The following is an 18,990-nucleotide window of genomic DNA, read 5'->3' as shown; positions in this document are numbered from 1 at the left end:
GACCGGCGCCGTTAGGCGGCGCGGCCGCGCTCGCGCTCGCGGCGTCCGCCGCCCTGATTGGTCCCGTCGCCCTCGACCGCGCGGCGCTCGGAGGCCATCGGATCGTGCTCAAGGATCTCCCCCTTGAAGATCCAGACCTTGACGCCGCAGGTGCCGTAGGCGGTATGCGCCGTCGAAACACCATAGTCGATGTCGGCGCGCAGCGTGTGCAGCGGCACCCGGCCCTCGCGATACCACTCGGTCCGCGCGATCTCCGCGCCACCCAGACGGCCGCCGCAGTTGATGCGGATGCCCTGGGCGCCCATGCGCATCGCCGACTGAACGGCGCGCTTCATGGCGCGGCGGAACGCAACGCGGCGCTCGAGCTGCTGCGAGATCGAGTCGGCGACCAACTGGGCGTCGATCTCGGGCTTGCGCACCTCAACGATGTTGATGTGCACGTCCGACGAGGTCATCTCGGACAGCGCCTTGCGCAGCTTCTCGATGTCGGCGCCCTTCTTGCCGATGATCACGCCAGGGCGGCCCGAATGGACCGTGACGCGGCACTTGCGGTGCGGGCGCTCGACGACGACCTTGGAGACCGCCGCCTGCTTCAGGGCCTTGAGGATATACTCGCGAATGCGGAAATCCTCGTGCAGCAGCTTGCCGTACTCGCCCTTGTCCGCGTACCAGCGCGAATCCCAGGTGCGGTTGATGCCGAGCCGCAGGCCGATCGGATTAACTTTCTGTCCCATCAGACAGTCTCCTCGATTTCGCGGACGACGATGGTCAGGTTCGAAAACGGCTTCTCGATCCGACCGACGCGGCCGCGAGCACGCGCCTGGAACCGCTTGATCACGAAAGCCTTGCCCACATGGGCCTCGGCGACGACAAGGCTGTCGACGTCGAGATCGTGATTGTTCTCGGCATTGGCGATCGCCGACATCAGCGTCTTCTTGACGTCGTCGGAGATCCGCTTGCGGGAGAAGGTGAGGTCGGCGAGCGCCTTCTCAACCTTCTTGCCGCGGATCGAGGCCGCGACGAGGTTGAGCTTGCGCGGCGAGACCCGCAGCATCCGGGCGACCGCCTTCGCCTCGTTATCGGCGAGCGCGCGCCCGCCCTTCGGCTTGCCCATCGTTACTTCCTCTTCGCCTTCTTGTCAGCGCCGTGGCCGTAATAGGTCCGGGTCGGCGAGAACTCGCCGAACTTGTGACCGATCATGTCCTCGGACACCAGAACCGGAACGTGCTTCTGACCATTGTAGACGCCGAAGGTCAGACCGACGAACTGCGGCAGGATGGTCGAGCGCCGGCTCCACATCTTGATGACTTCGTTGCGACCCGAGGCGCGGACCTTCTCTGCCTTCTTCAGCAGAAAGCCGTCGACGAACGGGCCTTTCCAAACAGAACGTGCCATTCCAGGCCCCTCTTACTTCTTGCGCGCGTGGCGGCTGCGGACGATGAACTTGTCCGTGGCCTTGTTGCGACGCGTGCGCTTGCCCTTGGTCGGCTTGCCCCACGGGGTGACCGGATGACGGCCACCCGAGGTGCGGCCCTCGCCACCACCATGCGGGTGATCGACCGGGTTCATGGCGACACCGCGCACATGCGGACGACGACCCATCCAGCGCGACCGACCGGCCTTGCCGAGGTTGATGTTGCCGTGATCCGGGTTGGACACGGCACCGATCGAGGCCATGCAGGTGCCGAGGATGCGGCGCTGCTCGCCCGACTGCAGGCGGACCGTGGTGTAACCCTGGTCGCGGCCGACGATCTGAGCGTAGGCGCCGGCGGAGCGGGCGATCTGACCGCCCTTGCCCGGCTTCATCTCGACATTGTGCACGATGGTGCCGACCGGGATCGACGCCAGCGGCATCGCGTTGCCCGGCTTCACGTCGACCAGCTTGCCCGACACGACCTTGTCGCCGACGGCCAGGCGCTGCGGCGCCAGGATGTAGGCCAGCTCGCCGTCCTCATACTTGATGAGGGCGATGAACGCGGTCCGGTTCGGATCGTACTCGATGCGCTCGACGGTCGCGAACATGTCCGCCTTCGTGCGCTTGAAGTCGATCAGACGGTAGCGGCGCTTGTGTCCACCACCCCGGTTCGGAGAGGTCGTGCGGCCCATGTTGTTGCGGCCGCCCGTCTTCGACAGGCCTTCCGTGAGCGTCTTGACCGGCTTGCCCTTGTAGAGGGTCGAGCGGTCGACCATCACCAACTGGCGGCGGCCGGGCGACGTCGGATTAAAGGTCTTGAGTGCCATCTTTCCTTCTCCGCCCTCAGAGTCCGGTGGTGACGTCGATGGACTGGCCATCGGCAAGCGTCACGACCGCCTTCTTGACGTCGGACTGCTGACCGATACGACCGCGGAAGCGCTTCACCTTGCCCTTGCGGACGAGGGTGTTCACTGCCGTGACCTTGACGCCGAACAGCGCCTCGACGGCTGCCTTGATCTCGGGCTTGGTCGCCGTCGAAGAGACGTTGAACACGACCTTGTTCTGCTCCGAAGCGAAGGTCGCCTTCTCGGTGATCACCGGGGAAACGACCGTGTCATAGTGCTTCAGGTTGGTCATTTGAACCGCTCCTCGAGAGCCGTCACCGCCGACTTGGTCAGCACCAGCGTCTCACGACGCAGGATGTCGTAGACATTGATGCCCTCGACCGGCAGCACGTCGATCGCGGGAATGTTGCGCGACGCCAGGCCGAAATTCCGATCCAGCTCGCTGCCGTCGATGAACAGCGCGTTGGTCAGGCCCAGCTTGGCGAAGCGAGCGACAAGCGCCTTCGTCTTCGCCTCGTCGATCGCCGCCGCCTCCACGATGATCAGGCCTTCGGCCTTCACCTTCGCGGACAGGGCATGGCGCAGGCCGAGCGCGCGGATCTTCTTCGGCAGATCGTGGGCGTGGCTGCGCACGACCGGGCCGTGCGCCTTGCCGCCACCGCGGAACTGCGGAGCCTTCTTGTTGCCGTGGCGGGCGCCGCCGGAGCCCTTCTGGCGGACGAACTTCTTCGTCGAGCCAGTGACTTCGGAGCGCTGCTTCGCCTTGTGGGTACCGGCCTGACGCTTGGCAAGCTGCCAGCGCACGACGCGGTGGATCAGGTCGGTGCGCGGGTCGAGACCGAAGATCTCGTCCGACACCGTGATCGAACCGGCGGCGGCCCCGTCGAGGGTCTTCACCTCAAGTTCCATCACTCGCTCTCCTTCTCGACCGCAGCAGCGGCAGCGGCGGACGCACGGAACGCACCCGGCGTCGGCACGCCATCCGGCAGGGCCTTCTTGACGGCGTCGCGAACGACGATCCAGCCGCCCTTCGAACCCGGGACAGCGCCCTGGATCATGATCAGGCCACGCTCCGGATCGGTGCGGACGATCTTCAGGTTCTGCGTCGTCACCTGCTCGGCGCCCATGTGACCGGCCATCTTCTTACCCTTGAAGATCTTGCCCGGGTCCTGGCACTGGCCGACGGAACCATGCGAACGGTGCGAGATCGACACGCCGTGCGAGGCGCGCAGACCACCGAAGTTGTGACGCTTCATGGCACCGGCAAAGCCCTTGCCGATCGAGGTGCCCGTGACGTCCACGAACTGGCCCTCGACGAAATGGTCGGCCGTGATCTCCGCACCCACCTCGATCACGTTCTCCTGGGAGACGCGGAACTCGGCGAGCTTGCGCTTCGGCTCGACGCTGGCAACGGCGAAATGACCGCGCATGGCCTTCGACGTATTCTTCACCTTGGCCAGACCGGCGCCGACCTGCAGCGCGACATAGCCATTCTTCTCTTCCGTCCGGTGGGCAACGACCTGACAGTTTTCGAGCTTCAGCACCGTCACCGGCACATGCTCACCCGCATCGTTATAGATGCGCGTCATACCCACCTTCTGTGCGATCACTCCAGAACGCATCGGCGTGTCCCCTTGTGAGCGCCTTACAGCTTGATCTCGACGTCGACACCGGCCGCGAGGTCGAGCTTCATCAGCGCGTCCACGGTCTGCGGCGTCGGATCAACGATGTCGAGGAGGCGCTTGTGAGTGCGCATCTCGAACTGATCACGGCTTTTCTTGTCGATATGCGGACCACGAAGCACGGTGTACTTCTCGATCCGCGTGGGCAGCGGCACCGGGCCGCGCACTTGTGCACCGGTCCGCTTCGCCGTGTTGACGATCTCGCGGGTCGACGCATCGAGAACTCGATGGTCGAACGCCTTGAGACGGATCCGAATGTTCTGACCGTTCATCTCTCAATCCCCGAGCGGGACGGCGGAACGGGGTATCCGTTCCGCCTTGTTGGTTACTTGATGATGGAGGCGACGACGCCGGCGCCGACGGTACGGCCGCCTTCGCGGATCGCGAAGCGCAGGCCCTCTTCCATCGCGATCGGCACGATCAGCTCGACCTCGACCGACACGTTGTCGCCCGGCATCACCATCTCCGTGCCTTCCGGCAGCGACACCACACCCGTCACGTCCGTCGTGCGGAAGTAGAACTGCGGACGGTAGTTGGTGAAGAACGGCGTGTGACGGCCACCCTCTTCCTTCGTCAGGATGTAGGCCTCGGCCTTGAACTTCGTGTGCGGCGTCACCGAACCCGGCTTGCACAGAACCTGACCACGCTCCACGTCCTCACGGCCAACGCCGCGGATCAGCGCGCCGATGTTGTCGCCGGCCTGGCCCTGGTCCAGAAGCTTGCGGAACATCTCGACGCCCGTCACCGTCGTCTTCCGGGTGTCGCGGATGCCGATGATCTCGACTTCCTCGCCAACCTTCACGATGCCGCGCTCGACGCGACCCGTCACAACCGTGCCGCGGCCCGAGATCGAGAACACGTCCTCGATCGGCATCAGGAACGGCATGTCCACCGGACGCTCCGGCGTCGGGATGTAGTCGTCGACCGCAGCCATCAGCTCGCGGATCTTCGTCTCGCCGATCGCCTCGTCGCGACCCTCGAGAGCCGCAAGCGCAGAACCGGCAACGATCGGAATGTCGTCGCCCGGGAACTCGTAGGACGAAAGCAGCTCGCGCACTTCCATCTCCACCAGCTCGAGCAGCTCGGCATCGTCCACCTGGTCGACCTTGTTCAGGAACACCACCAGAGCCGGAACGCCGACCTGACGGGCCAGCAGGATGTGCTCGCGGGTCTGCGGCATCGGGCCGTCGGCCGCCGAGCAGACCAGGATCGCGCCGTCCATCTGCGCCGCACCCGTGATCATGTTCTTCACGTAGTCGGCGTGACCCGGGCAGTCGACATGCGCGTAGTGACGCGCTTCCGTCTCGTACTCGACATGCGCCGTCGAGATCGTGATGCCGCGGGCCCGCTCTTCCGGCGCCGCGTCGATCTGGTCATACGCCTTGAACTCGCCGAAAAACTTCGTGATCGCCGCCGTCAGCGTCGTCTTGCCATGGTCGACGTGGCCGATCGTGCCAATGTTCACGTGCGGCTTCGTCCGCTCAAACTTTGCTTTCGCCATCGGATTTCTCCGTACCTTGTTTATTCAGTTGATGTGGCGGTGACGGCAATCAGGCGTACTTGGCCTGAACTTCCTGCGCGACAGCCTGCGGAACCTGCTCGTAGTGGTCGAACACCATCGAGTACTGGGCACGTCCCTGCGACATCGAGCGCAGGTTGTTGACGTAGCCGAACATGTTGGCCAGCGGCACCATGGCGTTCACCGCGGTGACGACACCGCGATTCTCGGTGCCGGTGATCTGGCCACGACGGGAGTTCAGATCGCCGATGACATCGCCCATATAGTCTTCAGGCGTCACCACCTCGACCTTCATGATCGGCTCGAGCAGCTTCGGAGCGGCCTTCTGAATGGCCTCACGGAAACCGGCACGCGCCGCGATCTCGAACGCCAGGACCGAGGAGTCGACGTCATGGTAGGCACCGTCGATGAGGGTGGCCTTGATGTCGACCATCGGGAAGCCGGCCAGCGGGCCCGAGGACATGACGCTCTCGATACCCTTGGTGACGCCCGGGATGTACTCCTTCGGGACCGAACCACCCACGATCGTGCTCTGGAACGCGTAGCCGGCACCCGGCTCGTTCGGCTCGATCACCAGCTTGATGCGGGCGAACTGGCCCGTACCACCGGTCTGCTTCTTGTGGGTGTAGTCGATCTCCGCCTGGCGGGTGATCGTCTCGCGATAGGCCACCTGCGGCGCGCCGATATTGGCCTCGACCTTGAACTCGCGCTTCATGCGATCGACGATGATGTCGAGGTGAAGCTCGCCCATGCCGGCGATGATCGTCTGGCCGGACTCCTCGTCGGTCTTGACGCGGAAGGACGGATCCTCGGCGGCCAGACGGTTGAGCGCCAGGCCCATCTTCTCCTGGTCGCCCTTGGTCTTCGGCTCGACGGCGATCTCGATGACCGGATCCGGGAACTCCATGCGCTCCAGGATGACCGGCTTCAGCGGGTCGCACAGCGTGTCGCCCGTGGTCGTGTCCTTCAGGCCGGCGATCGCGACGATGTCGCCCGCATAGGCGATCTCGATGTCCTCACGCGAATTCGCGTGCATCTGCATCATGCGGCCGACGCGCTCCTTCTTCTCCTTCACGGTGTTCTGGAGAGACACGCCCTTGGTCAGGACGCCGGAGTAGATGCGGCAGAAGGTCAGCGAGCCGACGAACGGATCGTTGGCGATCTTGAAGGCCAGCATGGAGAGCGGCTCTTCGTCGCTCGACTTGCGATTGGTCTCGGTCTCGGTCTTCGGGTCGATACCCTTGATCGCCGGAACGTCGACCGGGCTCGGCAGGTAGTCGACGACACCGTCGAGCAGCGGCTGCACGCCCTTGTTCTTGAAGGCCGAACCGCAGAACACCGGAACGAACTCGCTGTTCACCGTGCCCTTGCGGATGAGCGCCTTCAGACCCTCGACCGTCGGCTCCTCGCCCTCGAGATAGGCCTCCATCGCGGCCTCGTCGGCCTCGACGGCGGTCTCGATCATCAGATCGCGATACTCCTGCGCCTTGTCGGCGAGGTCCGCGGGGATGTCGATCTCGTCCCAGGCGGCGCCGAGCGACTCGTCGCGCCAGATCAGGGCCTTCATCTTGATCAGGTCGACAACGCCGGCGAACTCGCTCTCGGCACCCACCGGGAGCTGCATGACGAGCGGCTTGGCACCAAGGCGCGTCTTGATCATCTCGACGCAGCGGTAGAAGTCCGCGCCAAGCTTGTCCATCTTGTTGACGAAGATCATGCGCGGGACGTGATACTTGTCCGCCTGGCGCCACACGGTCTCGGTCTGCGGCTCGACACCGGCATTGGCATCAAGCAGCGCCACCGCACCGTCGAGCACACGCAGGGAGCGCTCGACCTCGATGGTGAAGTCGACGTGACCCGGCGTATCGATGATGTTCAGCCGCTTGTTGTTCCAGAAGGCCGTCGTCGCAGCGGACGTGATCGTGATGCCACGCTCCTGCTCCTGCTCCATCCAGTCCATCGTGGCGGCGCCGTCATGGACTTCGCCGATCTTGTGGCTCTTGCCGGTGTAGAAGAGAATCCGCTCGGTCGTCGTGGTCTTGCCCGCATCGATGTGGGCCATGATGCCGAAATTGCGGTAGTCTTCGATCTTGTGAGTGCGCGACATGATGTCAGCCTCTCCGGTCCGGATTACCAGCGATAGTGCGAGAACGCGCGGTTGGCCTCAGCCATGCGGTGCGTGTCTTCGCGCTTCTTGACGGCGGAACCGCGGTTGTTCGCGGCATCCAGCAACTCGCCGGACAGACGATCGACCATCGTCGTCTCGTTGCGGTTGCGGGCTGCAGAGATCAGCCAGCGAATGGCAAGCGCCTGGCGACGGTCCGCACGGACCTCGACCGGCACCTGATAGGTGGCGCCACCGACGCGGCGGGAGCGAACCTCGACCTGCGGCATGACATTGTCGAGAGCCGCATGGAACACCTCGACCGGGTTCTGACGAACCTTGCCCTCGATAACCTCGAAAGCGCCGTAGACGATCCGTTCGGCGGCCGACTTCTTGCCGTGGTACATGATCGAATTCATGAACTTGGTGACGACGGTGTCCCCGAACTTCGGATCGGGATTGATTTCGCGCTTTTCAGCCTTGTGACGGCGTGACATGGCAGATCCTCAGACCTTGACTTTCAAAGAACCAGCCCGGGGCTGGCCTTTCTTGCGCTTACGGGAACCGTTTCCGGCCCCAACTCCGTTACGTTCCGCCTTCGGCGCAACGCGAATTTCTCACCCGTCCGCCTGAGCGAACGGAAAGGCGGGGCGACCGCTCCGGCCGGCCCCGAGGGTCCAACCGTTCGAAGATCCCGTAGCACATACGGAATCGCGCCTGTTCCCGTTGCAGAACGGGAAAGGCGCCGCCAATCGAGAGGACCACCCGCAGGCGGTCATGCTTACGATATTTTTTCGCCTCGTAATCCCAGCAGCGTTTAAGCCGGCCTGTGTCCAACGCGTGTCGCATCGAACGAAAAGCCGCTTACCGCCTGCTTTCGGGATGCGCGGAATCTACAGTCAGGCCCGCCCTGCGTCAAGTCCGCTGAGGAAGAATTTGCCAGCCCCGGACAATCCCGGCCAGCCGCGCATTTCCTGTCTCCAACGCCCGAAATGGAGACACATAAGAAACCGATTCCGCCGCGTAGCGAAATAAAATGACCGAAACGCCGCCCCGGGCTCCCGCACAGCGTTCCAGGGTCGGGCGAGCGGCAGGTCCACCGGCAGGTCGAAGCCGCCATCGCGACCCTGGCTTTACCCTTTTTCAACCCTCCAGGTCGCCAAGGGTTCGGATTCGCGCCCGGAACCGGGGGGCGAGACAGCGGAGCCGTGGCGATTCTCCCGCGCCGCCGGCGGACCTCAGCCTCGATAGGCGATGACGGCAACCTCGCCCGCCAGCGCATCCTCATAGGCCTGCTCGAAGGTCGGGTCATCCGGCTCATCAAGGATAACGCCGATCTGGTCGAGGGTGGCCTCCACGAACCCCTCCCCCTTCAGCGCCTCCAGGGCGATGCGCACGGCGCTGTCCTCGTCCGCCGCCCGCAATAGGATGTTGACGGGAACTGCCGCTTCCGGCGTGCCCATGTCGGCCGCCCGCGCATGCCCGAGGATGATGTAGACGGCCGGGGCATCCGCCTGATCGCGATAGTGTGGCGCCATCTCGCCTCTCCTTGAACCTGTCCGCAGGCCTGTTGCCGGCACGTGTCTCTGTCAGTCGCCAAAGGAAAAGGGCCGCACGATGGCGGCCCTTCCCTTCAGTCGATCCCTGAGGAGGGAGCTTACTCGCCCGCCCCCGTCAGATCCTCCAGCATGGCGTCCGCCTGATCCGCGGTGGACGACGCCTTGCGCGCCTCCAGGATCAGATCGTCGCGGTGCTGCGCGATCTGGCGGATACGGGTCATCATGCCGCCGGTGCCGGCCGGGATCAGACGGCCGACGATGACGTTCTCCTTCAGGCCCTCCAGCTCGTCCTGCTTGCCGTTGACCGCCGCCTCGGTGAGGACGCGGGTGGTCTCCTGGAAGGACGCGGCGGAGATGAACGAGCGGGTCTGCAGGCTCGCCTTGGTGATGCCGAGCAGAACCGGCACGCCGGAGGCGGGCTTGCGCGCATCGTCGATCGCCCGCTCGTTGATGTCGTCGAGATCGAGACGGTCGACATGCTCGCCGGCCAGCAGTTCCGTGTCGCCCGGATCGTTGATCTCGATCTTCTGCAGCATCTGGCGAACGATCACCTCGATGTGCTTGTCGTTGATCACCACGCCCTGCAACCGGTAGACCTCCTGGATCTCGTTGACGAGGTAGGCGGCCAGCGCCTCCACGCCACGAATGGCCAGGATGTCGTGCGGTGCCGGGTTGCCGTCGAGGATGTACTCGCCCTTCTCGATGGTGTCGCCTTCCTGCAGATGGAAGTGCTTGCCCTTCGGGATGAGGTACTCGACCGGCTCCAGGCTCTCGTCATGCGGCTCGATGATGATGCGCCGCTTGTTCTTGTAGTCGCGACCGAAGCGGATGGTGCCGTCCAGTTCCGCGATGATCGCGTGATCCTTCGGACGACGCGCCTCGAACAGTTCGGCCACACGCGGCAGACCGCCGGTGATGTCCTTGGTTCGGGCGCTCTCCATCGGGATACGCGCCAGCACGTCACCAGCCTGAACCTCGGCGCCGATCTGCACCGACAGGATCGCATCGACGGACAGCAGCGACCGGGCGTCGCCACCACGCGGCAGCTTCTTGATCGAGCCGGTGGAGTCCTTGATGACGATCGCCGGCTTCAGGTCGTTGCCGCGCTGCGACGTGCGCCAGTCCATGACGACGCGCTTGGTGATGCCGGTCGCCTCGTCGGTGGTTTCCTGTACCGACACGCCCTCGACCAGGTCCTCGGCGTCGACGACGCCATCGACCTCGGAAAGGATCGGACGGGTGTAGGGATCCCACTCGGCGATGCGCTGGCCGCGCTTGACCGCGTCGCCCTCGTCGACATGCAGCTTCGAGCCGTAGGTGATGCGATGCACCGCACGCTCGTTGCCATCGGCGTCGATGATCACCACCGCCATGTTGCGCGCCATCGCGACGAGGTTTCCGTCGGAATCGCGCACCGCGCTGCGGTTGCGGATCTTCACCGTGCCGTCGAAGTTGGACTCGATGAAGGACTGGTCCACCACCTGCGCCGTACCACCGATGTGGAAGGTACGCATGGTCAACTGGGTGCCCGGCTCGCCGATCGACTGCGCCGCGATGACGCCGACAGCCTCGCCCATGTTCACCGGCGTGCCACGCGCCAGGTCGCGGCCGTAGCAGGTCGCGCAGACGCCGCGCTTGGTCTCGCAGGTCAGCACCGAGCGGATCTTGATCATCTGGACGTTGGCGGCCTCGATGGCCTCGACGTCCTTCTCCTCGATCAAGGTGCCGCGCGGGACGATGACCTCGCCGGTCGCATGGTTCAGCACGTCCTCGGCCGCGGTACGGCCGAGCACGCGATGACCGAGCGAGGCGATGACCTGGCCGGCATCGACGATCGCCTGGATGGTGATGCCGTTCTCCGAACCGCAATCCGTCTCCAGGATGATCGAGTCCTGCGCCACGTCGACGAGACGACGGGTCAGGTAACCCGAGTTCGCCGTCTTCAGCGCGGTGTCGGCCAGACCCTTACGGGCACCGTGCGTGGAGTTGAAGTACTCCAGCACCGACAGGCCTTCCTTGAAGTTCGAGATGATCGGCGTCTCGATGATCTCGCCCGACGGCTTGGCCATCAGGCCGCGCATGCCGGCAAGCTGCTTCATCTGCGCGGGGCTGCCACGGGCGCCGGAGTGGGACATCATGTAGATCGAATTGATCTGCTTCTGACGCCCGGTCTCCTCGTCGCGCTGGACCGCCTGAATGCGCTTCATCATCTCGTCGGCGACGCGGTCGGTGCACTTGGCCCAGGCGTCGACGACCTTGTTGTACTTCTCGCCCTGGGTGATCAGGCCGTCATTGTACTGCTGCTCGTATTCCTTCACGAGCGCCGCAGTCTCGTCGACCAGGCCGGCCTTCGTCTCCGGAATGACCATGTCGTCCTTGCCGAACGAGATGCCGGCGCGGCAGGCATGGCTGAAGCCGAGACCCATGATGCGGTCGCAGAAGATCACCGTCTCCTTCTGGCCGCAGGCACGGTACACGGCGTCGATCATGCGGCTGATGTCCTTCTTGGTCATCAGCTTGTTGCAGACGTCGTAGGGCACCTCGTGATGCAGCGGCAGGAGTTCGCCGATCAGCATGCGGCCGGGCGTGGTCTCCACGATCCGGTTGGTCAGGTTGCCTTCGGCGTCGACGGCGCGGACGCGGCCGCGGATCTTCGCGTGCAGCGTCACGGCCTTCGTCTCGAGCGCATGATGCAGCTCGCCGATATTGCCGAACACCATGCCCTCGCCCGGCTCCCCGTCGGCAATCAGTGACAGGTAGTAGAGGCCGAGAACGATGTCCTGCGACGGCACGATGATCGGCGATCCGTTGGCCGGGTGCAGGATGTTGTTGGTCGACATCATCAGCGTGCGCGCTTCGAGCTGGGCTTCCAGCGAAAGCGGCACGTGCACGGCCATCTGGTCACCGTCGAAGTCGGCGTTGAACGCCGCGCAGACGAGCGGATGCAACTGGATGGCCTTGCCCTCGATCAGCGTCGGCTCGAAGGCCTGGATGCCGAGACGGTGCAGGGTCGGCGCGCGGTTGAGCAGCACCGGATGCTCGCGGATCACCTCGTCGAGGATATCCCAGACTTCCGGACGCTCCTTCTCCACCAGCTTCTTCGCCTGCTTCACCGTGGAGGAGAAGCCCTTGGCGTCGAGGCGCGAGTAGATGAAGGGCTTGAACAGCTCGAGCGCCATCTTCTTCGGCAGGCCGCACTGGTGCAGCTTCAGCTCCGGACCGACGGTGATCACCGAACGGCCGGAATAGTCGACGCGCTTGCCGAGCAGGTTCTGGCGGAAGCGGCCCTGCTTGCCCTTCAGCATGTCGGACAGCGATTTCAGCGGGCGCTTGTTGGCACCGGTGATGACGCGGCCGCGACGGCCGTTGTCGAACAGCGCATCGACCGACTCCTGAAGCATGCGCTTCTCGTTGCGGATGATGATGTCCGGCGCACGCAGCTCCATCAGACGCCGCAGACGATTGTTGCGGTTGATGACGCGGCGGTACAGGTCGTTGAGGTCGGAGGTCGCGAAGCGGCCGCCATCCAGCGGAACCAGGGGACGCAGGTCCGGCGGAATGACCGGGATCACGGTGAGGATCATCCACTCCGGACGGTTGCCGGAATCGATGAAGGCCTCCACGACCTTGAGACGCTTGGCGAGCTTCTTCGGCTTCAGCTCGGTGGTCGCCTCGGCGATCTCCTTGCGGATCTGGTCGCGCTCCTTCTCCAGGTCGAGCGACATCAGCATCTCGCGGATCGCTTCCGCGCCGATCATCGCCGTGAAGGCGTCCTCGCCATACTCGTCCTGGGCGCGCAGGAAGTCCTCTTCCGACAGAAGCTGGTTCTGCTTCAGCGGCGTCAGGCCCGGCTCCAGAACCACGTAGTACTCGAAGTACAGGACGCGCTCGAGATCCTTCAGCGTCATGTCGAGCAGCAGGCCGATGCGCGAGGGCAGCGACTTCAGGAACCAGATATGAGCGACCGGAGCGGCCAGTTCGATATGGCCCATGCGCTCGCGGCGCACGCGGGACAGGGTGACCTCGACGTTGCACTTCTCGCAGATGACGCCCTTGTACTTCATCCGCTTGTACTTGCCGCACAGGCACTCATAGTCCTTGATCGGACCGAACACCCGGGCGCAGAACAGGCCATCCCGCTCCGGCTTGAACGTGCGGTAGTTGATCGTCTCCGGCTTTTTGATTTCGCCGTAGGACCACGACATGATCTTCTCGGGGCTAGCGATCGAGATCTTGATGTGGTCGAAGGTCTGGGCGGGAGCCTGCTGGTTGAACAGGTTCATGACCTCATGATTCATGGGCTCTCTCCTCGAATGCACGGAAGGGAAGCAGGGCCTGTGCCCTGCTCCCCGCTCCGGCAATGCGGCATCGTGTGTCTGCGGTGGTCGTCATACGCGGGAGATCACTCCGCCGCATCGACCGCCGGAACGCCCGGATCGGCGGGCAACTGTACCTTGTCTTCCCTGAGCTCGACGTTCAGTCCGAGCGAGCGCATTTCCTTCACGAGAACGTTGAAGCTCTCCGGAATGCCTGCCTCGAACGTGTCGTCGCCGCGCACGATCGCCTCGTAGACCTTGGTACGGCCCGCGACGTCGTCCGACTTGACCGTCAGCATCTCCTGCAGGGTGTAGGCGGCGCCGTAAGCTTCCAGCGCCCAGACCTCCATCTCGCCGAAGCGCTGGCCACCGAACTGCGCCTTGCCACCCAGCGGCTGCTGGGTCACGAGCGAGTACGGGCCGATCGAACGGGCATGGATCTTGTCGTCGACCAGGTGGTGGAGCTTCAGCATATAGATGTAGCCCACCGTGACCTGGCGGTCGAACTCCTCGCCGGTGCGGCCGTCATAGAGGGTCGACTGGCCCGACCCCTTGTAGCCGGCCTGTTCCAGCATGCGGACGATATCCGGCTCGCGGGCACCGTCGAACACCGGGGTCGCGATCGGCACGCCGGTCTTGAGCTGCTCGGCCAGGCGGATGACGGACTCGTCATCGTAGTCCTTGACCGGTTCGCCCTTCAGGTTGTCGCCGAACACCTCGACGATCTCGCCCTTGAGCGCCTCGATCTTGCCCGACCGCTTGTACTCCTCGTACAGGTCGCCGATCTTCTTGCCCATGCCGGCGCAGGCCCAGCCGAGATGCGTCTCGAGGATCTGACCGACATTCATGCGGCTCGGCACGCCGAGCGGGTTCAGCACGATGTCGACATGGTCGCCGTTCGCCAGGAACGGCATGTCCTCGATCGGGTTGATCTTCGACACCACGCCCTTGTTGCCGTGACGGCCGGCCATCTTGTCGCCCGGCTGGATCTTGCGCTTCACAGCGACGAAGACCTTCACCATCTTCATGACGCCCGGCGGCAGTTCGTCGCCGCGCTGCAGCTTCTCCACCTTGTCGATGAAGCGCTGCTCGAGCCGTTTGCGGCTCTCGTCGTACTGACCGCGAAGTGCCTCGACCTCGCTCATCAGCTTCTCGTCCTCGACGGCGATCTGCCACCACTGCGAGCGCGGGAACTCGTTGAGGACGGCGCCGGTAACCTCGACGTTCTTCTTGAAGTGCTTCGGGCCGGCAACGGCAACCTTGCCCAGCAGCATCTCGGCCAGGCGGCCATAGACGTTGCGGTCGAGGATCGCCTGCTCGTCGTCGCGGTCCTTGGCCAGACGCTCGATCTCCTCGCGCTCGATCGCCATCGCGCGCTCGTCCTTCTCCACGCCATGGCGGTTGAAGACGCGCACCTCGACGACGGTGCCGGTGACGCCCGGCGGCAGGCGCAGCGACGTGTCGCGCACGTCGGAGGCCTTCTCGCCGAAGATGGCGCGCAGAAGCTTCTCTTCCGGCGTCATCGGGCTCTCGCCCTTCGGCGTGATCTTGCCGACCAGGATGTCGCCCGGCTTCAGCTCGGCACCGATATAGACGATACCGGCCTCGTCGAGATTCTTCAGCGCCTCTTCCGAGACGTTGGGAATGTCGCGGGTGATCTCCTCCGGCCCGAGCTTCGTGTCACGCGCCATCACCTCGAATTCCTCGATGTGGATGGAGGTGAACACGTCGTCGCGCACGATCCGCTCCGAAAGCAGGATCGAGTCCTCGAAGTTGTAGCCGTTCCACGGCATGAACGCGACGCGCACGTTGCGGCCGAGCGCCAGGTCACCCAGGTCGGTGGACGGACCATCGGCGATGATGTCGCCCTTGGTGATCACGTCGCCCACCCGCACCAGCGGACGCTGGTTGATGCAGGTGTTCTGGTTGGACCGCTGGAACTTCATGAGCTGGTAGATGTCGACGCCCGACTTGGACGGATCGAGATCCTCCGTCGCCCGGATGACGATACGGGTCGCATCCACCTGGTCGACGACGCCCGACCGGCGCGCGGCGATCGCCGCACCCGAGTCGCGGGCGACCACCGGCTCCATGCCGGTGCCGACGAACGGCGCCTCGGCGCGCACCAGCGGCACGGCCTGACGCATCATGTTCGAGCCCATCAGCGCGCGGTTGGCGTCGTCATTCTCCAGGAAGGGAATGAGCGAGGCGGCAACCGACACCAACTGCTTCGGCGACACGTCCATGAACTCGACGCGCTCGGGCGGCAGCAGCATGTTCTCGCCGGCATGGCGGCAGGTGATCAGGTCGGAGACGAAACGCCCGTCCTCGTCGATCTCGGCATTGGCCTGGGCGATGTGATACTTCGCCTCTTCCATGGCCGACAGATAGACGGTTTCGGCCGTGACCTGGCCGTCCTTCACCTTGCGATACGGGCTCTCGATGAAGCCGTACTTGTTGATGCGGGCGAAGGTCGCGAGCGAGTTGATCAGACCGATATTCGGGCCTTCCGGCGTTTCGATCGGGCAGATACGGCCGTAATGAGTCGGGTGCACGTCGCGCACCTCGAACCCGGCGCGCTCGCGCGTCAGGCCGCCCGGGCCAAGCGCCGAGAGGCGACGCTTGTGCGTGACCTCGGACAGCGGGTTGGTCTGGTCCATGAACTGCGACAACTGCGAGGAACCGAAGAACTCGCGCACGGCGGCAGCCGCCGGCTTGGCGTTGATCAGGTCCTGCGGCATGACGGTGTCGATCTCGACCGACGACATGCGCTCCTTGATGGCGCGCTCCATACGCAGCAGGCCGACGCGATACTGGTTCTCCATCAGCTCGCCGACCGAACGCACGCGGCGATTGCCGAGATTGTCGATGTCGTCGATCTCGCCGCGGCCGTCGCGCAGCTCCAGCAGCTCGCGGATCACCGCAAGGATATCCTCCTTGCGCAGCGTGCGGACGGTGTCCTCGCACTGCAGGTCGAGACGCATGTTCATCTTCACGCGGCCGACGGCCGAGAGGTCGTAGCGCTCCGCATCGAAGAACAGCGACGCGAACATCGCCTCCGCAGTCTCGACGGTGGGCGGCTCGCCGGGACGCATCACGCGGTAGATGTCGAACAGCGCGTCCTCGCGCGTCTCGTTCTTGTCGACGGCGAGCGTGTTACGGATATAGGCACCGGTCGTCACGTGATCGATGTCGAGCACGGCGATCTCGTGATAGCCGCGGTCGACCAACTCGCCGAGGATCTTCTCGTTGAGCTCGTCGCCGGCTTCGGCGTAGATCTCGCCGGTGGACGGATCGACCATGTCCTCGGCCAGATACTGGCCGTGCAGGTCCTCGTCCATCACCTTCAGGGCTGTCACGCCCTTGTCGGCCAACTGGCGCACGGTCCGGGCGGTGATCTTGCGGCCGGCCTCGACCACGATCTCGCCGCTGTCGGCGTCGATCAGGTTGAAGAACGCCTTGGTGCCCTTCAGGCGATCGCCGTCAAACGCAACGCGCCAGGAGCCCGGCTCGTCGCGGGTGTACTCGATCCGCTTGTAGAAGGTGTTGAGGATCTCCTCGCCGTCGAGGCCGAGGGCCTTCAGCAGCGAAGTGACCGGAATCTTGCGGCGGCGATCGATGCGCGCATGCACGATGTCCTTGGCATCGAACTCGATGTCGAGCCAGGACCCGCGATACGGGATGATGCGCGCGGCGAACAGCAGCTTGCCCGAGGAGTGGGTCTTGCCCTTGTCATGGTCGAAGAACACGCCGGGGCTGCGGTGCATCTGCGAGACGATGACGCGCTCGGTGCCGTTGACGACAAAGGTGCCGTTGTCCGTCATGAAGGGCATGTCGCCCATGTAGACGTCCTGCTCCTTGATGTCCTTCACGGACTTCGCGCCGGTGTCCTCGTCGACATCGAACACGATCAGGCGCAGGGTGACCTTCAGCGGAGCGGCAAAGGTCATGCCGCGCTGACGACACTCCTCCACGTCATACTTCGGCGCCTCGAATTCGTAGGACACGAATTCGAGCAGCGCCGTGCCCGCGAAATCCGAGATCGGAAAGACGGAGCGGAACACCGCCTCCAGTCCCTCGTCGCCCCGCCCGGCCTCGGGCTTGTCGACTTGCAGGAACTGGTCGTAGGACGCCTTCTGGACCTCGATGAGATTGGGCATCGCGGCGACTTCGCGGATCGATCCGTAGACCTTGCGGACCCGCTTGCGACCGTTGAACGTGTGCGCCATTGTCGCTCCTCGTTTCGATCTGGTACGGCTCTCCGAAAAGCCGGTTCCGGCTCAACCGTCAGCATGGCAGCCACGCTTTCGGCCCTTCGGACAGCCGCCCCTTTTTAGGGACTGATACCCCGGTCAGGATGTCCCGCCGGGGTTCGACAGACTTACACTCCCGGCGCGCGAACCGCGCCGGGAGTGTCCAGGCATAAGCCCGATTACTTCAGCTCGACCTTGGCGCCAGCCTCTTCGAGCTTCTTCTTCAGCTCTTCGGCCTCGGCCTTGGAGACGGCCTCCTTGACGGTCTTCGGAGCGCCCTCGACCAGGTCCTTGGCCTCCTTCAGGCCGAGACCGGTGATCGCGCGCACTTCCTTGATGACGTTGATCTTCTTGTCGCCGGCGTCGGCCAGGACAACGTCGAACTCCGTCTTCTCTTCCTCGGCCGGAGCGGCAGCAGCGCCACCGGCGACAGCCGCGACGGCGACCGGAGCAGCGGCGGACACGCCCCACTTCTCCTCAAGCATCTTCGAAAGCTCCGCGGCCTCCATGACGGTGAGCGCGGACAGTTCCTCAACGATCTTCTCGAGATCAGCCATTTTCGTAAGTCCCTATGGTTCGAACCGTGATCGGTTTCGACAGTGTGATTGTGGTCCGCCTTATGCGGCTTCGTCCTTCTTGGCATACGCGCCGAAGACGCGGGCGAGCTGCCCGGCCGGAGCGTTGACAACCTGGGCGATACGGGAAGCGGGGGTCTGGATCATGCCCACCAGCTTCGCGCGCAGCTCGTCGAGCGACGGCATCTCGGCAAGCGCCTTGACCCCGTCCGCATTCAGGTTGGTCGTGCCGAGCGCGCCACCCAGAACAACCAGGTTGTTCGAGGTCTTGGCGAAAGCCACCGTGGCCTTGGCGGCGGCGACCGGATCGTCCGAATAGGCGATGACGGTCGGGCCGGCAAACAGGCCGGAGATGTGCTCGAGCTCGGTGCCTTGAAGGGCAAGCTTCACAAGACGGTTCTTGGCGACCTTGACCGAACCTCCGGCGGCACGGACCTGCGACCGGAAGGCCGTCATTTCCGCAACCGAAAGGCCGGCGTAGTGCGCAACGACGACAACGCCGGTGTTCTTCAACACCTCGTTGAACGACGCGACGAACTCTCGCTTCTCCGCTCTTTCCACTTGCCTACTCCATTTGGCGGCTTGCGCCGCCGGTTTGTCTCTGCCGCCCCTCGGCGGTGCCTTGCGGAACCACCGGTGGACAACACCGAGGATCCTGCCCCCTCGCGAGCCATGACGGCGCGGCAAGGACAAACGGTTCGAACCGGCGGCTAGGCCGTGATT

At 64.4% G+C, this 18,990-nt stretch carries 16 protein-coding genes; all 16 read right to left on the bottom strand.

The features are described 5' to 3' along the window. Positions 1–11 precede the first annotated feature (11 nt). A complete protein-coding gene (gene rpsC / locus P2PM1_RS02760; protein WP_186386454.1) occupies positions 12–734 on the bottom strand; it encodes a 30S ribosomal protein S3 in 723 nt (240 codons plus the stop codon). Beyond that, positions 734–1,114, bottom strand: a complete 381-nt coding sequence (gene rplV, locus P2PM1_RS02755) for a 50S ribosomal protein L22 (RefSeq protein ID WP_186386453.1) — start codon at positions 1,112–1,114, stop codon at positions 734–736. Before rplV ends, rpsC begins: the two co-directional genes overlap by 1 nt. A gap of 2 nt (positions 1,115–1,116) precedes the next feature. Then, positions 1,117–1,395 (bottom strand): 30S ribosomal protein S19, encoded by a 279-nt coding sequence (gene rpsS, locus P2PM1_RS02750; protein WP_067216510.1) that lies wholly within the window; start codon positions 1,393–1,395, stop codon positions 1,117–1,119. 12 nt (positions 1,396–1,407) lie between these two features. Then, on the bottom strand, positions 1,408–2,241 hold the full coding sequence (rplB, locus tag P2PM1_RS02745; RefSeq protein WP_186386452.1) for a 50S ribosomal protein L2: 834 nt from the start codon (positions 2,239–2,241) through the stop codon (positions 1,408–1,410). Between the two features lie 16 nt (positions 2,242–2,257). Beyond that, on the bottom strand, positions 2,258–2,551 hold the full coding sequence (locus P2PM1_RS02740) for a 50S ribosomal protein L23 (RefSeq protein WP_186386451.1): 294 nt from the start codon (positions 2,549–2,551) through the stop codon (positions 2,258–2,260). Further along, positions 2,548–3,168 carry a 50S ribosomal protein L4 gene (rplD, locus tag P2PM1_RS02735; protein ID WP_186386450.1) on the bottom strand — a complete coding sequence of 207 codons (621 nt, stop codon included), beginning with the start codon at positions 3,166–3,168 and terminating at the stop codon, positions 2,548–2,550. The genes P2PM1_RS02740 and rplD overlap by 4 nt, the downstream gene beginning before the upstream one ends. Further along, positions 3,168–3,881: a 50S ribosomal protein L3 gene (rplC, locus tag P2PM1_RS02730; RefSeq protein ID WP_186386449.1), complete on the bottom strand. Its 714-nt coding sequence runs from the start codon at positions 3,879–3,881 to the stop codon at positions 3,168–3,170. The genes rplD and rplC overlap by 1 nt, the downstream gene beginning before the upstream one ends. 23 nt (positions 3,882–3,904) lie before the next feature. Next, a complete protein-coding gene (rpsJ, locus tag P2PM1_RS02725; protein WP_067216522.1) occupies positions 3,905–4,213 on the bottom strand; it encodes a 30S ribosomal protein S10 in 309 nt (102 codons plus the stop codon). A 53-nt stretch (positions 4,214–4,266) separates the two neighbouring features. Beyond that, entirely contained in the window at positions 4,267–5,442 is a 1,176-nt protein-coding gene (gene tuf / locus P2PM1_RS02720; protein ID WP_186398028.1) for an elongation factor Tu, read from the bottom strand. Positions 5,443–5,491: 49 nt separating this feature from the next. Then, a complete protein-coding gene (fusA, locus tag P2PM1_RS02715; protein WP_186386448.1) occupies positions 5,492–7,567 on the bottom strand; it encodes an elongation factor G in 2,076 nt (691 codons plus the stop codon). Between the two features lie 23 nt (positions 7,568–7,590). Beyond that, a complete protein-coding gene (rpsG, locus tag P2PM1_RS02710; protein ID WP_186386447.1) occupies positions 7,591–8,061 on the bottom strand; it encodes a 30S ribosomal protein S7 in 471 nt (156 codons plus the stop codon). 741 nt (positions 8,062–8,802) lie between these two features. Then, positions 8,803–9,102, bottom strand: coding sequence for a regulator (locus P2PM1_RS02705; protein ID WP_186386446.1), 300 nt, complete (start codon positions 9,100–9,102; stop codon positions 8,803–8,805). Positions 9,103–9,221: 119 nt separating this feature from the next. Further along, positions 9,222–13,421 (bottom strand): DNA-directed RNA polymerase subunit beta', encoded by a 4,200-nt coding sequence (gene rpoC / locus P2PM1_RS02700; protein ID WP_186386445.1) that lies wholly within the window; start codon positions 13,419–13,421, stop codon positions 9,222–9,224. 104 nt (positions 13,422–13,525) lie between these two features. Next, a complete protein-coding gene (gene rpoB / locus P2PM1_RS02695; protein ID WP_186398027.1) occupies positions 13,526–17,668 on the bottom strand; it encodes a DNA-directed RNA polymerase subunit beta in 4,143 nt (1,380 codons plus the stop codon). A gap of 203 nt (positions 17,669–17,871) precedes the next feature. Beyond that, a complete protein-coding gene (gene rplL, locus P2PM1_RS02690; RefSeq protein ID WP_186386443.1) occupies positions 17,872–18,249 on the bottom strand; it encodes a 50S ribosomal protein L7/L12 in 378 nt (125 codons plus the stop codon). 60 nt (positions 18,250–18,309) lie between these two features. Continuing rightward, entirely contained in the window at positions 18,310–18,828 is a 519-nt protein-coding gene (gene rplJ / locus P2PM1_RS02685) for a 50S ribosomal protein L10 (protein WP_186386442.1), read from the bottom strand. Positions 18,829–18,990 lie beyond the last annotated feature (162 nt).

This window comes from Stappia sp. P2PMeth1 (assembly GCF_900185735.1).
Lineage (GTDB): Bacteria > Pseudomonadota > Alphaproteobacteria > Rhizobiales > Stappiaceae > Stappia.
Note: the sequence above shows the minus strand (reverse complement) of the source record. Positions and strands in the feature narration are given on the sequence as shown.

Bases quoted from the DNA above. Each gene is read 5' to 3' on its own strand.
- rpsJ (WP_067216522.1), bottom strand. From the start codon at position 4,213: ATGAACGGTCAGAACATTCGGATCCGTCTCAAGGCGTTCGACCATCGA.
- P2PM1_RS02705 (WP_186386446.1), bottom strand. From the start codon at position 9,102: ATGGCGCCACACTATCGCGATCAGGCGGATGCCCCGGCCGTCTACATC.
- P2PM1_RS02740 (WP_186386451.1), bottom strand. From the start codon at position 2,551: ATGACCAACCTGAAGCACTATGACACGGTCGTTTCCCCGGTGATCACC.
- fusA (WP_186386448.1), bottom strand. From the start codon at position 7,567: ATGTCGCGCACTCACAAGATCGAAGACTACCGCAATTTCGGCATCATG.
- rpoB (WP_186398027.1), bottom strand. From the start codon at position 17,668: ATGGCGCACACGTTCAACGGTCGCAAGCGGGTCCGCAAGGTCTACGGA.
- rplV (WP_186386453.1), bottom strand. From the start codon at position 1,114: ATGGGCAAGCCGAAGGGCGGGCGCGCGCTCGCCGATAACGAGGCGAAG.
- tuf (WP_186398028.1), bottom strand. From the start codon at position 5,442: ATGGCGAAAGCAAAGTTTGAGCGGACGAAGCCGCACGTGAACATTGGC.
- rplC (WP_186386449.1), bottom strand. From the start codon at position 3,881: ATGCGTTCTGGAGTGATCGCACAGAAGGTGGGTATGACGCGCATCTAT.
- rpsC (WP_186386454.1), bottom strand. From the start codon at position 734: ATGGGACAGAAAGTTAATCCGATCGGCCTGCGGCTCGGCATCAACCGC.
- rplB (WP_186386452.1), bottom strand. From the start codon at position 2,241: ATGGCACTCAAGACCTTTAATCCGACGTCGCCCGGCCGCCGCCAGTTG.
- rpsS (WP_067216510.1), bottom strand. From the start codon at position 1,395: ATGGCACGTTCTGTTTGGAAAGGCCCGTTCGTCGACGGCTTTCTGCTG.
- rplD (WP_186386450.1), bottom strand. From the start codon at position 3,168: ATGGAACTTGAGGTGAAGACCCTCGACGGGGCCGCCGCCGGTTCGATC.
- rplL (WP_186386443.1), bottom strand. From the start codon at position 18,249: ATGGCTGATCTCGAGAAGATCGTTGAGGAACTGTCCGCGCTCACCGTC.
- rpsG (WP_186386447.1), bottom strand. From the start codon at position 8,061: ATGTCACGCCGTCACAAGGCTGAAAAGCGCGAAATCAATCCCGATCCG.
- rpoC (WP_186386445.1), bottom strand. From the start codon at position 13,421: ATGAATCATGAGGTCATGAACCTGTTCAACCAGCAGGCTCCCGCCCAG.